Source organism: Thermosynechococcus sp., from assembly GCF_025999095.1.
Taxonomy (GTDB): Bacteria; Cyanobacteriota; Cyanobacteriia; order Thermosynechococcales; family Thermosynechococcaceae; genus Thermosynechococcus.
The window spans coordinates 1,026,402-1,039,715 of record NZ_AP024678.1 but is presented as its reverse complement, the minus strand read 5'-3'; the positions used below and the strand labels follow the sequence as shown (position 1 = coordinate 1,039,715).

At 54.9% G+C, this 13,314-nt stretch carries 11 protein-coding genes; 5 read left to right on the top strand and 6 right to left on the bottom strand.

Annotation, left to right across the window (positions count from 1 at the left end; genetic code table 11):
• Positions 1–14: 14 nt before the first annotated feature.
• On the bottom strand, positions 15–2,600 hold the full coding sequence (locus Q0W94_RS05060; RefSeq protein ID WP_297761946.1) for a glycogen/starch/alpha-glucan phosphorylase: 2,586 nt from the start codon (positions 2,598–2,600) through the stop codon (positions 15–17).
• Positions 2,601–2,758: 158 nt separating this feature from the next.
• Positions 2,759–3,190 (bottom strand): hypothetical protein, encoded by a 432-nt coding sequence (locus Q0W94_RS05055; RefSeq protein ID WP_297761944.1) that lies wholly within the window; start codon positions 3,188–3,190, stop codon positions 2,759–2,761.
• Between the two features lie 112 nt (positions 3,191–3,302).
• Here Q0W94_RS05055 and murA point away from each other — a divergent pair, with 112 nt between their 5' ends.
• The gene (murA, locus tag Q0W94_RS05050) at positions 3,303–4,622 is read left to right on the top strand and encodes a UDP-N-acetylglucosamine 1-carboxyvinyltransferase (protein WP_297761942.1); all 1,320 of its coding nucleotides are present in this window, start codon (positions 3,303–3,305) and stop codon (positions 4,620–4,622) included.
• On the opposite strand, the gene Q0W94_RS05045 is transcribed toward murA, so the two are convergent.
• Genes Q0W94_RS05045 through Q0W94_RS05030 form a run of 4 tightly spaced genes read right to left on the bottom strand, consistent with a single transcriptional unit; the run spans position 4,578 to position 9,487 of the window.
• The gene (locus tag Q0W94_RS05045) at positions 4,578–5,150 is read right to left on the bottom strand and encodes a hypothetical protein (protein WP_297761940.1); all 573 of its coding nucleotides are present in this window, start codon (positions 5,148–5,150) and stop codon (positions 4,578–4,580) included. The genes murA and Q0W94_RS05045 overlap by 45 nt on opposite strands.
• Entirely contained in the window at positions 5,150–5,779 is a 630-nt protein-coding gene (locus Q0W94_RS05040) for a class I SAM-dependent methyltransferase (RefSeq protein WP_297761938.1), read from the bottom strand. The genes Q0W94_RS05045 and Q0W94_RS05040 overlap by 1 nt, the downstream gene beginning before the upstream one ends.
• Complete coding sequence (locus Q0W94_RS05035) at positions 5,776–7,584, bottom strand: proline--tRNA ligase (protein ID WP_297762361.1); 1,809 nt, start codon at positions 7,582–7,584, stop codon at positions 5,776–5,778. The genes Q0W94_RS05040 and Q0W94_RS05035 overlap by 4 nt, the downstream gene beginning before the upstream one ends.
• Positions 7,585–7,636: 52 nt before the next feature.
• Positions 7,637–9,487, bottom strand: a complete 1,851-nt coding sequence (locus Q0W94_RS05030) for a hypothetical protein (RefSeq protein WP_297761936.1) — start codon at positions 9,485–9,487, stop codon at positions 7,637–7,639.
• Between the two features lie 244 nt (positions 9,488–9,731).
• Here Q0W94_RS05030 and Q0W94_RS05025 point away from each other — a divergent pair, with 244 nt between their 5' ends.
• The 4 genes from Q0W94_RS05025 (at position 9,732) to Q0W94_RS05010 (ending at position 13,259) form a co-directional block, all read left to right on the top strand.
• The gene (locus Q0W94_RS05025) at positions 9,732–10,673 is read left to right on the top strand and encodes a DMT family transporter (RefSeq protein ID WP_399372389.1); all 942 of its coding nucleotides are present in this window, start codon (positions 9,732–9,734) and stop codon (positions 10,671–10,673) included.
• Positions 10,674–10,716: 43 nt separating this feature from the next.
• Positions 10,717–11,304 carry a metallophosphoesterase gene (locus Q0W94_RS05020; RefSeq protein WP_297761933.1) on the top strand — a complete coding sequence of 196 codons (588 nt, stop codon included), beginning with the start codon at positions 10,717–10,719 and terminating at the stop codon, positions 11,302–11,304.
• A 17-nt stretch (positions 11,305–11,321) separates the two neighbouring features.
• Positions 11,322–11,504: a hypothetical protein gene (locus tag Q0W94_RS05015; RefSeq protein ID WP_297761932.1), complete on the top strand. Its 183-nt coding sequence runs from the start codon at positions 11,322–11,324 to the stop codon at positions 11,502–11,504.
• 69 nt (positions 11,505–11,573) lie between these two features.
• Positions 11,574–13,259, top strand: coding sequence for a B12-binding domain-containing radical SAM protein (locus tag Q0W94_RS05010; protein WP_297761931.1), 1,686 nt, complete (start codon positions 11,574–11,576; stop codon positions 13,257–13,259).
• Positions 13,260–13,314 lie beyond the last annotated feature (55 nt).

The following is a 13,314-nucleotide window of genomic DNA, read 5'->3' as shown; positions in this document are numbered from 1 at the left end:
TAAAGACCACTGACCTAACTGATGCGGCTAGGGCGAAAAGCAGGCCGACACGTGTCCAAGGAAACAGGAACAGGTTCAACGCGCCAGATGTCCTTGCAGTACTCGGCAATCGTGCGATCGCTGGAGAATTTGCCCATGCGCGCCACATTGAGAATAGACATCTGTGTCCAGTGGGTTTTGTCGCGAAAGGCCTGAGCTGCTCGTTGTTGACAGTCCACGTAGGATTGGTAGTCCGCCAAGAGCATATATGGATCCTCATTGAGCAGGGAACTGACAATAGGCTCAAACAGCCCTGGTTCGCGGGGATTAAAGTAATTGGAAATGAGGCTATCAATCACTTTCTTGAGCATTGGGTTGCTGTTGTAGTACTCGCGGGGATTGTAGCCCTCTGCTTTTAGGCTTATCACCTCTTGAGCTGTCAAACCAAAGAGGAAGAAGTTCTCTGCCCCCACTTCTTGGCGGATTTCCACATTTGCGCCATCTAGCGTGCCAATGGTCAGCGCTCCGTTGAGGGCAAACTTCATATTCCCAGTGCCAGAGGCCTCCTTGCCGGCGGTAGAAATCTGCTCCGACAGATCTGCGGCAGGATAAACCATTTCCCCAAGGGAGACAGAGTAGTTGCTGAGGAACACCACTTTGAGGCGACCATTCACATCGCTGTCGTGGTTGACCATATCGGCCACCGAATTGATCAGCTTGATGATCATCTTGGCCATAAAGTAGCCGGGAGCTGCCTTGCCGCCAAAAATAAATGTGCGCGGTTGAATGTCAATGTGCGGGTTGGCTTTGATCTGCTCGTAGAGCGTAATGATGTGGAGGACAGCCAAATGTTGACGTTTGTACTCGTGGATGCGCTTAATTTGAATGTCAAAGAGGGAGTAGGGATCCACCTCGATTTGGTTGTTGCGCCAGATGTACTCCGCTAAGCGCTCTTTGTTGGCTTGTTTGATTTGTTGCCACTTCGCCTGAAAAGCGGGATCACTCGCGTAGGGTTCTAGGCCGCGCAGGTCCTCAAGGTGGGTAATCCAGCGATCGCTCTGCAGCGTTTCGGTAATCAGACTGGCCAAGCGGGGATTACTCATCAGGAGCCAACGGCGGGGAGTAATGCCATTGGTTTTGTTCTGGAACTTGTTTGGGTACATCTCATAGAAGTCCCGCATCAGCTCCTGTTTGATCAGCTCTGTGTGCAGTTCTGCCACGCCATTGACCGTATGACTGCCAACACAGGCCAGATGCGCCATGCGCACCTGCTTGGGATAACCTTCCTCAATCAGGGACATCCGTGCCAACCGCGCGGTATTGCCAGGGTAGCGGAGGCGAACTTCATTCAGAAAACGATAGTTAATCTCGTAAATGATTTCCAAGTGGCGTGGTAGCAGTTGACCAAAGAGATCCACCGACCAGCGTTCAAGGGCTTCCGCCAGCAGCGTGTGGTTGGTATAGGCAAAAGTGCGCTGGGTGATGTCCCACGCTTTTTCCCACGTCAGTTGGTACTCATCCACCAGCAATCGCATCAGTTCAGCCACAGCAATAGCGGGGTGGGTATCGTTGAGCTGAATGGCCACCTTGTCGGGGAAGGCATCAAAGCTGGTGTGCCGACGCAAGTAGAGGCGGATAATGTCTTGCAATGAACAGGAGACAAAGAAATACTGTTGCCGCAGCCGCAATTCTTTCCCCTGGGGGGTGTTGTCGTTGGGGTAGAGGACCTTCGAGATGTTCTCACTAAAGGTTTTTTCAGAGACTGCTTGGGTGTAGTCCCCCGCGTTAAACACCTGAAGGTTGAAGTCTTGGGCTGCACGGGCACTCCACAGACGGAGCGTGTTCACCGTATTTTTGCCATAGCCGGGAATGGGCGTGTCGTAGGGCGTGCCAAAAACGGTAGTGCTGGGGAGCCAACGGACGCGGTAGTGCCCTTGGGCATCGGTGTAGGCTTCGGTATAACCGCCAAACTTAACTTCAACGTTATAATCAGGACGGGCAATCTCCCAGGGGTTGCCAAAGCGCAACCAGTTGTCGGGGACTTCGTGCTGCCAGCCATTGGTGATAATTTGCTCAAAAATGCCAAACTCGTAGCGAATGCCGTAGCCAACAGCGGGAATTTCAAGGGTCGCGAGAGAGTCGAGGAAACAAGCCGCCAAGCGTCCTAAACCGCCATTGCCTAGCCCCGGTTCCGGTTCACGCTCCATCAGTTCATTCAGGTCAAGGCCAAAATCGGCCATGGCCTGTTTGGTTTGCTCGTAGAGGCCGACGTTAATTAGGTTGTTCAGGAGCAAGCGACCAATGAGAAACTCTGCCGACAGGTAATAGACCACCTTGGCATCCTGCTCAAAATAGGTTTGGGCGGTTTTAATCCGCCGATGCAGCAGGCGATCGCGCACCGTGTAGGCCAGGGCCATGAAGTAGTCGTAGGGTGTGGCAAACATGGCATCCTTGCCCTGGATGTAGTGGAGATTATCAACAAAGGCGCGCTTCAGGGTTTGCACTGTCATCCCTGTGCGATCGCTCTCGATATACAAATCGCAGTGTTCGTCGTTGGCAGCAGGGTTGGTGTGGGAGACTGAATTAACAGGGTAACCGTTAGGTGTGGCGGGATTATTCATGAAAACTGTGGCTCTGCAGGAATCGGCAATAACTTAAGGCTAATACAGATTTGTGAAATGTACATTAGATTACCGCTGCGGGAATTTTAATAATTGATTTATCTGCCTTTACATTTTTTTAATCTTCTCAAAGAGTCTCCGAAGGGCTCGGACGATCCCTAGTCAAACCACCCCATTTCCGCATCCCCAAGGGGAGAGGTGTTGGGATTAGGGGTAGGAATTTCATTGACGAGGGGCTTAAATCCCACATCCTCGAAACGGTAAGGCTGCGGGACAGTGAGTTGGCGAATGACTGCCTTGGCCTCTTCAAATTCGGCTTCTAGCGCTTGATGACGGGTTTGCAGTTCCTGAAGGTCTGTTTCTAGGGCTTGGGCGCGATCGCGCCACCTTTGTAATTCCTGTTGCAGTTGCTCTATCTGGGCGCTCTGAGCGGTTTTCTCAGCTTCTACGGCTGCTAAGGCTGCTTTGAGGGTGGCCAGTTCTTGCTCTAGTTCTGCCTTAGTGGGCTGGTGGCGACTCCGCTTGCGGGGCGCTTGACCCTGTTTAGCTAGCTCTTGCCGCAGGAAATCGCTGAGATTTTGAGGTTCCATCAAAGGATTAAATTACTTGCACAACAACCGTCTTTTTTCTGTTGATCTTTGCATAAAATCCGCACTGATAGGATATAATCGCTTGGAATTCTTTTGGCTGTGAGAGTGAAATATGCTAGCCTCGACCACAACGCCGCTGACCACAGAGCAGGCACACCTCAAGATTCAGGGGGGCTATCGGTTATCGGGTGAGGTGAGGATTAGCGGAGCCAAGAATTCAGCATTGGTCTTGATGGCGGGGGCACTCCTCGCAGCGGATACAACGATTCTCCGTGCCGTGCCTGATCTAGCAGATATTCGCCGCCTGGGAAAAATTTTACAGGCCTTGGGGGTCAAGGTACAACGCCTTGGGAGTGAGGTGATCGCCATTGATGCCACAGCATTAAATACCAACGATCCCCCCTATACCCTCGTTAGCCAACTGCGGGCAAGTTTTTTTGTCATTGGCCCTTTGGTGGCACGGTTGGGTGTTGCCCGCGTCCCCTTGCCGGGGGGGTGCGCCATTGGCGCCCGTCCGGTGGAACTGCATGTGCGTGGTCTGCAAGCCATGGGTGCCGAAGTCACCATTGATCACGGTGTTGTCACCGCCAGTGCGACCAAACTTAAAGGAACGCGGATTTACTTGGACTATCCCAGCGTCGGTGCCACCGAAACATTAATGATGGCTGCCACCCTTGCCGAGGGGGAAACCACGATTGAAAATGCTGCCCAAGAACCCGAAGTGGTGGATTTGGCCAACTTCTGTATCACGATGGGAGCCAAAATCTATGGCGCCGGCACCAATTCGATCACGATTGTTGGGGTGGATCGCCTCCACGGCACTGAATACGAAATCATCCCCGATCGCATCGAAGCGGGTACATTTCTCTTGGCCGCTGCTGTCACCCGCTCGGCAATTACTCTTGCGCCTGTGATTCCCAGTCACCTGACGCCTGTGGTTGCCAAGCTCGAAGAGATGGGAGCGAAGATCGAATTTCCCGATCCCACCCGCGTCTGCTTCACCCCTGCCCAGCGCTATCGTGCCACCGACATTGAAACGCTCCCCTACCCCGGCTTTCCCACGGATATGCAGGCGCTGATGATGACGTTGCTGGCCATTAGTGAGGGGAATAGTTTAGTCAGTGAAACCGTGTTTGAAAATCGCTTTGGCCATGTGCCTGAACTGAATCGCATGGGTGCCGATATTCGCGTCAAGGGGAATCACGCTGCCATTCGCGGGGTGCGCTATCTTTCCGGTGCACCGGTAACAGGTACAGATTTGCGCGCCACAGCGGCTTTAGTCGTTGCTGGACTCGCTGCCCGCGGGGAAACCCACGTCTATGGTTTGCAGCACTTAGATCGGGGCTACTGGCAAATCGAAGCCAAATTGCGGGGTTTGGGCGCACAGCTAGAGCGCTATGTTCCCAGTCCAGTTTCTTCGCCAGTTTTGTAGTCTGGCCTGGGGGGCAATCCCAATCTCGTTTCCCATCCCCCCTGTCCATTGCGCCATCACCTTCCTGAGCACTTCAGCCACGGTGGGCGTCCAATACTCCCAAGCACCTAGGGGTAGGGCCAATGCCCCCCAATAGGCACCAAAAAGACAGCTTAAGCGCAAAGCGGCACTGGGTTGGTGTTTGCTGACAATTTGATGGGCCAGTTCTAAGTCCCAAGGGGCGATCGCCAAGGCATAGCGGAGCATGTCCCCTCTCTCGGGGGGGACAGGCAAAGGCTCAGGCGCCCAAGCTGCTTCTAGGTACTCATGGAGCAGGGCTTGAATCTCCTGCAGCCCTTCGGGGACTGGAACCAAAGGTTGATCCCATGATGCCAACAACTGTGGCAGCTGAACTAGCCACTCCCCTTGGTTGCGAGTTAACCATTGGTGGGGCAGTGTCTGCGCTAGATTACCATGCTCTTTAGCGATCCCCCAGAGGAGTCCAAGGAGGGCACCACGAAACTGCTCATAGACTCCCCCTTGAACCATTAGGCCGCCTGTTTTTGACCAACAACTGCATAGAAGGGATCGGTAAGTCCCAACCAAGACCAAGGGCGAGGCAGATGCGTTTCGATCACCTTGAGGGAAGGAATGCTGTTGATATAGGTTTGCACCAACTGCAGGCGATCGCCCTCGCTACCCTCACGCCACGCCTGAATCGCTTTTTCAAAAAACATGCGATTTGAGAAGCTGACAATAACTACCCCCTGGGGCTTAAGGATGCGGGCAATTTCCGTAAAAGTTGCCTCAGGATATTGGAGGTACTGCACCGACACCGCCATCAACACGGCATCAAAACTGGCATCCTCTAGGGGCAAGGCCAACTCTTTATTGAGATTCTGAACAAAATAACGATCCAGCCGGGGGTTGCGGGCTAGCTCCGTGGCGTTCATCCCGTGCCCCACCACTTCTTGAAAGGACAGCTCTGGCGGTAAGTGCGACACCCAACTACTCATTAGGTCTAAGACTCGCATCTGTGGCCGCAAGTATTGGCGATAGAGCTCCGTGAGGCGAGCCAAAAAGAACCCGTCCACATGGGTGACAAAGCGCGCTGTCGCGTAAAAGAGATCATCCCTACGGCTATCTAGTTTTGTGCGCTGTTGGGGGGTGAGAATCATGTGCTGAGCTGCTGAGCAATTTCCCTTTGAAGATAACCCACAACTTCGGCTAGCGGGAGGCTGGACTTGGCACCGGTGGCCCGAATCACCAGTTCCACTTCCCCATGGGCGATCGCGCGTCCCGTCACTAGCCGATAGGGAATGCCAATCAAATCCGCATCTTTGAATTTCACCCCTGCCCGCTCATCGCGATCGTCGAGGAGCACCTCAATCCCTGCCGCCTGAAGCTGCTCGTAAAGATCAGTGGCCGTCTGCCTTTGCTGTTGGTCCTCAATGTTGGGCACCACAATAATCACTTGATAGGGGGCGATCGCCAGCGGCCAAATAATGCCGTTGTGATCGTGGTGCTGTTCTACTGCGGCCTGAGCCAAGCGAGAAACACCAATGCCATAGCAGCCCATGACCAAGGGCACCTCTTCCCCCTGTTCATTGGTGTAGGTGGCCTTCATTGCCTCAGAGTACTTGGTTCCCAACTGGAAGATATGGCCAATCTCAATGCCACGGGCGGTTTCTAGGTGCTGGGTTGGATCGTGACAGGCGCGATCGCCCGCCTGGGCTTTGCGCACATCCGCCACAATGGCCGGCAAGGGACAGGATTTCCCCCAATTGACCCCGACACGATGCTGTTGATCCCGATTTGCCCCCGTAATAAATCGCTTCAACTCAGTGACAGTGGGATCGGCAATGCGAATCCACTGGGGAATAATTTGGGAATCGGCTTTAATAACAGCATCTTCTAAATCAGGGCCAATGTAACCAAAGGGAATGGGGGTGGCTGCCCACTCTTGGGCTGTATTGGCATCTGCCAGCCGCAGATCCAGCAGTTTTGTTGCCCCGTAATTGGGCGCAAGGGAAGTGAGGGTGTTGTGCAGCTTGACGCTGTTCACCTCTTGATCGCCGCGAATACTCACCAGCACAAGACCCACTCGCCCATTATCGAAGACTGCTCGATAGAGCACATTTTTCACAATTTGCGTAGGATGGCACTGCAACTGCTCAACCAGGGCATCAATCGTCGCTGCATTGGGGGTATCCAGCGTCGCCACCTTTTTGTAGGTTGTCGGCACCGCGTCAGGGGGGAGCGAAACGGCCTTTTCCCCATTGGCAGCGTATCGGCCATCAGGAGTATAGAGCACCTCATCTTCACCGGCGGCAGCCAACACCATAAACTCATGGGAACCCGATCCGCCGATCGCACCCGAATCGGCCTCCACGGCTCGAAACGTCAGGCCACAGCGCCGGAGAATCCGGCTGTAGGTGTCATACATCTGCTGATAGGTTTCCTTGAGACTGGCCATATCGGCGTGGAAGGAATAGCCGTCCTTCATGATGAATTCCCGTCCCCGCATTAGGCCAAAGCGGGGGCGAATCTCGTCGCGGAATTTCGTTTGAATTTGGTAGAGGTGCACCGGTAACTGCCGATAGGAGCGAATCAAGTCCTTGGCCAGGGCAGTGATCACCTCCTCATGGGTGGGCCCCAGTCCCAGCTGGCGATCGCTGCGATCCGTCAGGGAAAACATGATTCCTTCGGCTTTAGTGTAGGTATCCCAGCGTCCCGATTCTTGCCACAGCTCAGCGGGCTGCAGTTGCGGCAGTAAACATTCCAAGGCGCCACTGCGGTTCATTTCCTCGCGAACAATTGCACTCACTTTTTGCAACACTCGCCACATCAAAGGCAGATAGCTATAGATGCCACTGGCGATCCGTCGAATATATCCCGCCCGCAGGAGTAATTTGTGGCTGGGAATTTCCGCTTCTGCGGGATCATCGCGAAGCGTCACAAAGAGCATTTGCGATAGGCGCATGACTGGGCAACTGATACTGCACAAAGCTTTTATTTTACGACGACTCGTATCCCTAGGGGGTGGGGGATGGCTCAGGTTGGTCCGCCGGGGGCGGCGCAGGCGCTGGCTCAGGAGTGGCCTCTGGGGTAGGGGTCGCCCTGGCAGGATCAGGGGCAGCCGTGGCTTCGGGGGTAGGGGTAGGAGCAACCTCAGGCGGTGGCGAGGGTGTGACTGCCGCCGCTGGGGGGGCGGCTGGGGCAGGGGGCTCTGGCGAGGGGGTAGGCTCAGTGGGGCTTGGGCTTTCCCACCAGGGGGTTGTGGAAACTGCTGGTGGGCGCTGGCGCTGCGCCAGTTCATAATCCCACTGCCAAATTCTGTTGAGAGCTTCACGGTAAAGGGCACGACCCGGTGCGATTCGCTCTGCAGTGCCGATGGCCTCTTCCAACTTCCCCGCCTGTGCTAAGCGCATCGCCCGATCCAGAATTGGCCGATCCTCGATCGCCTCCAGTGTTTCCTGCCACTGATCGTGGTACTTGGCCACTAGGGGGGCAAGGACTGCCTTGTTGGGGAAGTGTTTGAGAACTTCAAGGGCAGTTCGATACTGCTGCTGCTCTGCAAAGGCAATCGCGGCATTGAGCAAGGGCCGTTCGTCAATTGTGGCCAGATCCCGCTGCCAAAGAGCAATTAAGGCCTGCGCTTGATCCCGCTGCGACTGACCAAGGGGGACTTGCTGCGCCTGGGCAATGGCCAACGCATAGCCCCAGCGCAAACGGGTATTGGCAAGCCACGTCGCCCACTGCAGCTGCTGCTGGTTGCGCAACTGTTGCTGCCAGGTTTTGAGGTAGGCTTGGGCCAATTCATAGAAGGGGTCAGTAGTAGGAATCTGCTGCACGCGGGCGATCGCCTCCCAGTAACCGAGAACCGTTCCCTTCGCCGCAAGGGCTTTGGCCTGACCGAGGATGACGATTGGGCGATCGTGGTAGGAAACATCGAGAGCCGGGGCAATTTTTTCAACAAGGGCTAAGGCCCCCTCGCGATCGCCGGCCGCTAAGCGTTCCTCAGCATACGCAAACACTTCAGGAAGCCAACGGCGAATATCCGCCTGGGCCTGGGGATAGACAACCGCCTCTGGGGAAATTTTCAGAGCCAGCATAACTGCCTCCGCCAGTTCATTGGCCGTCAACCAAGCCGCCAAATCCCGAGCCTGCACCAGTTGTACCCACGCATCCTGTTCTTGGGAGATGCGCACCGAGAGCTTTTGTGCCTGTTCGCGCCAGTAGTCAGTACCCAGCTGGTTCATGAGTTTCACTTGCAGCAAAGCCAATCCCCAATCCTGCTGGCGCAGGGCCGCCTCAGCTGTCGCCAATAAGGTTCCACCTTCTCCCCCATGCGTTGCGGTTAGTAGCTCTTGGGCTTGGGAGTAGCTCGCTGCGGTGGTGGGGATTTTTTTCAGGAGCAGCCTTGCCAGTTTGATATTGCCTTGGCTCAACTGTTGGCGGGCGACGACCAAGAGGGCAGCCGACCATTCATCAACCCGCCGCTGGGCCTGGGGAAAGAGGGGGTGATTTTGGGACCAACCACTGACCGTTTGCAGTGCCTGAGCCAGGGAAGCTAGGTTGCCGTGGCGGGCTGCTTGATCGGCGCAGTAGAGGCGATCGCCATCGCTCATGATCAAGACGGGCTGACGGCAATCGGGCAAGGGGGGTAACAGCAATAGCCAAGCACTGGCCGCCATGAGCGTTGCCCCGGAGATAAAAAAGGGGATAAGCCAAGGCCACCCCTCATAGGCCATGAGTCGTTGACGATAGACTTGCCAGCGGGAGGGCATCGATTCAGTGACTGTTGTCTCCACGGGGGCGATCGCTAGCGCCGCTGACTTAGGAACCCGCCGGAACCACCGTTGCCAAACCTCTAGTGCTTTCATCTCCTGCTGCGGCTCCTCACCCACTGCCTGAAATTTCCCTAGGATGCCAGGGAGGTCATTAGAACTCGTTATAGCAAATCAAGTTGACAATTCCCTCCTGAAGTTGCCGTTGCCCACGGCAGGATTATAATTTAAGGATACGAATTGCAATAATCCTTAACATTCTCCTGGCTTGGCAACGCCCGTGACCGCACTCTGGCAACGCTTAATTTTAATCTCCCCCTTTTTCTTTTGGGGAACGGCCATGGTGGCCATGAAGGAGGTCATGCCCCATACCTCGCCGCTGTGGGTTGCTGGTGTGCGCCTTGTGCCGGCAGGTCTGCTAGTTTTAGTGGTGGCGATCGCCCGCGGTAAGCCCCAGCCCACTGGCCTGCGCGCCTGGGGATGGATTGCGCTTTTTGCCCTTGTGGATGGCTTTTTATTTCAAGGGCTTCTGGCCACTGGCCTCTCCAAAACGGGCGCCGGTCTTGGCTCTGTGATGATTGACTCCCAACCCCTAGCGGTGGCACTGTTGTCTCGCTGGCTCTATGGAGAGCGGGTTGGCGGTTGGGGCTGGCTGGGACTATTCCTTGGCTTGGTGGGCATTAGCAGCATTGGTCTAGGGGACGATCTGTTAACCCTGCTCCAGCAACCCACAGCATGGCAAGGAATGCCCTGGGGACAGTGGTGGCAGCGCGGTGAGCTGTGGATGCTGTTGGCGGCGCTTTCAATGGCAGTGGGCACCATTTTAATGCGCCCCTTGGCAAACCATGCCGATCCCGTGGTCGCTACCGGCTGGCACATGGTCTTGGGCGGGTTGCCGCTGTTGATCTGGCCGAGCTTAAATACCCCAGCGCCTTGGGCAGCCCTCCAGGGGTCGGATCTCCTCCACCTTGGCTATGCGACTCTCTTTGGTAGTGCGCTGTCCTACGGTGTCTTTTTCTATTTCGCTGCCAAGGGGAATCTCACCAGTCTCAGTGCCCTGACGTTTCTCACCCCAGTATTTGCTCTCACCTTTGGGCATTGGTTCTTGGGGGAAACCCTGAGTCAGGTTCAGTTACTAGGAGTGGGTCTGACACTCGTTAGCATTTACCTCATTAATCAGCGCCAAGTGCTTGGGCAGTGGTGGCAACAACTCCCCTTATCCACGCGCTTGCGGGAGTCAGCAACGTCTGTCAGCGTTAAGGTGGTTGATCAGATGAAGTAGCCTGAGCATTCGGGCTACAGCGTTCCCAGACCTCAACGAGCTTATGAATGAACCCCTTTACCTGATCCAGTTATCCGATCTGCATTTATTTGCCACCGATGAAGGCAGACTCCTTGGCCTGCCTACGGCTCAATCCCTGGCCGCTGTTTTAGAGGCAGTTCGCCGCCACAGTCCCAATGCCCTACTGCTGACGGGAGACTTGGCCCAAGAACCGGTTCCTGCAACCTACGAGCGTTTGGCCACCGCCTTTGGGGACTTTACCTGTCCCGTATACTGGATTCCCGGCAACCATGATGAGCCAAGGGCAATGGTGCCGGCGCTAGAGCGTCCGCCGCTACGGGGCGATCGCCACGTCAATCTTGGGACTTGGCAAGGCCTGCTCCTCAGTTCCCAAGCGGATGGCAAAGTTCATGGTGAATTGAGTCCTGAGACCCTCAGTTGGCTAGATGCAACCTTGAGTCACACGGGCGATCGGCCCACGTTCATTGCCCTGCACCATCCCCCCTTTGAGACCGGTACCCCTTGGCTCGATAGTAGCCGCCTACAAAACCCTGAGCACCTTTTTGCCGTATTAGATTCGCCATCGGCAGGTGAAGCTCGTCCTCTTCGGCCACATCCATCAAGAATTTAGCAGCTGAGCGGCAAGGGGTGACGTATCTCGGCTGTCCCTCCACCTGTATCCAGTTTTTGCCCCGCGCCCCTGAATTTTCCCTTGAACCCGTGGGTCCCGGTTTTCGTCATCTATCGCTATACCCCGATGGCACATTTAAAACCCACATTGAGCGGGTAGAGATTCCCCTCACACTGGACTTTAGTGCCAAAGGGTACTAAAACCTAGGCGATAGCCGCATTTGTAGGCTATACCTGTTGAAAAGTGCGTGTAGGTAGGAGTGGTGGGCGATGAACCTCAGTCGGAGCACCGATGAGATAAAACTGGTTCCTGAGATGACCAGTGGTCGAGTCCCCTATACCCCCCGTAACCATCGCCGCATCCTCTGCATTTTTCCCCGCTACAGCCGCTCCTTTGGCACGTTTCACCACGCCTACCCCCTCATGGGTACGGTACGCGCCTTTATGCCACCCCAAGGGATTTTGCTAGTGGCCGCCTATCTTCCAGAATCGTGGGAGGTGCGCCTGATTGATGAAAATGTACGCCCAGCAACCGATGCTGACTATGCTTGGGCTGATATTGTCATTACCAGTGGCATGCACATTCAGCGGCCACAAATTTTAGAAATCAACGAAATTGCCCATCGTCATGGTAAGCTCACTGCCCTTGGCGGGCCCTCGGTCTCCAGTTGTCCCGAATACTATCCCGATGTGGATATTCTCCATGTAGGGGAACTGGGGGATGCTACCGACAAGATGATTGCCTACTTTGATGAATACGGTAGCCAGCGTCCACCCCAGCAACTCATTTTTGAAACCACTGCTCGCTTGCCCCTCAGTGAATTTCCTGTGCCGGCCTACCAGCATGTGCGCATGGAAAACTATTTTCTCGGCAGTGTTCAGTTTTCCAGTGGCTGTCCCTTTCGCTGTGAGTTTTGCGACATCCCTGAACTCTATGGCCGCAATCCGCGTTTGAAAACGCCACAGCAGATCCTCAAGGAATTGGACACCATGCTGGCCTCAGGGAATCCGGGGGCGGTCTATTTTGTGGATGATAACTTCATTGGCAATCGCCGCGCTGTCATGGAACTGCTGCCCCATCTTATTGACTGGCAAAAGGCCAATGGCTACCCGCTGCAATTTGCCTGCGAAGCAACACTGAATATTGCTCAAAGCCCCAGACTGCTAGAAATGATGCGGGAAGCCTATTTCTGTACGATTTTCTGTGGCATTGAAACCCCAGAACCTGAAGCTCTCCACGCTATCCACAAGGATCAAAACCTGAGTATGCCAATTTTGGAGGCTGTGCAAACTTTAAATCGCTATGGCATGGAAGTGGTCTCCGGCATCATTATTGGCTTTGATACGGACACGCCAGAAACGGGCGATCGCATCCTTGAGTTTATTCGCGCTTCCCACATCCCCACACTGACGATTAACCTGCTGCACGCCCTGCCTCATACTCCCCTCTGGCGTCGCTTGGAAGCGGAAGGCCGCCTCAACCACGACGAAAGCCGCGAGTCCAATGTTGAGTTCCTCATGCCCTACGAAGAAGTGGTGGAAATGTGGCGCCGCACTATCACAACAGCCTATGAGCCGGAATTTCTCTACGAGCGATTTGCCTATCAAATGGAACACACCTATCCCAACCGCATTGCAGTGCCCAATAGTCCAGCTCGCCTCAGCCGTGAAAATATCCTGCGGGGACTGCGGATTATGAAAAATCTCCTCTGGCACGTGGGACTTTGGGGGAGCTACCGCAAAACCTTCTGGAAACTGGCATGGCCTGCCCTAAAAAAAGGCCAGATTGAACAAGTGATCCACGTGGGTGTGGTGGGGCATCATCTGATTCACTTTGCCCAAGAATGTGCCCGCGGTGATGAAGCGGCCTCCTTCTATGCCCAACGGCTACGCCCAAAAAAGACAACATCTGACTCGCCTAAACCTGCCATCAAGTTGCCAGTAAAACTGCGTTAAGGCTTCTCGCGGGATTTCCCCTCTCTAGGGTAAAGTACTTTACTTACTGTGCAGC

Excerpts from the sequence above, each read along its gene's own strand:
- Q0W94_RS05060 (WP_297761946.1), bottom strand. The coding sequence starts at position 2,600 with ATGAATAATCCCGCCACACCTAACGGTTACCCTGTTAATTCAGTCTCC.
- Q0W94_RS05055 (WP_297761944.1), bottom strand. The coding sequence starts at position 3,190 with ATGGAACCTCAAAATCTCAGCGATTTCCTGCGGCAAGAGCTAGCTAAA.
- murA (WP_297761942.1), top strand. The coding sequence starts at position 3,303 with ATGCTAGCCTCGACCACAACGCCGCTGACCACAGAGCAGGCACACCTC.
- Q0W94_RS05045 (WP_297761940.1), bottom strand. The coding sequence starts at position 5,150 with ATGGTTCAAGGGGGAGTCTATGAGCAGTTTCGTGGTGCCCTCCTTGGA.
- Q0W94_RS05040 (WP_297761938.1), bottom strand. The coding sequence starts at position 5,779 with ATGATTCTCACCCCCCAACAGCGCACAAAACTAGATAGCCGTAGGGAT.
- Q0W94_RS05035 (WP_297762361.1), bottom strand. The coding sequence starts at position 7,584 with ATGCGCCTATCGCAAATGCTCTTTGTGACGCTTCGCGATGATCCCGCA.
- Q0W94_RS05030 (WP_297761936.1), bottom strand. The coding sequence starts at position 9,487 with ATGAAAGCACTAGAGGTTTGGCAACGGTGGTTCCGGCGGGTTCCTAAG.
- Q0W94_RS05025 (WP_399372389.1), top strand. The coding sequence starts at position 9,732 with ATGGTGGCCATGAAGGAGGTCATGCCCCATACCTCGCCGCTGTGGGTT.
- Q0W94_RS05020 (WP_297761933.1), top strand. The coding sequence starts at position 10,717 with ATGAATGAACCCCTTTACCTGATCCAGTTATCCGATCTGCATTTATTT.
- Q0W94_RS05010 (WP_297761931.1), top strand. The coding sequence starts at position 11,574 with ATGAACCTCAGTCGGAGCACCGATGAGATAAAACTGGTTCCTGAGATG.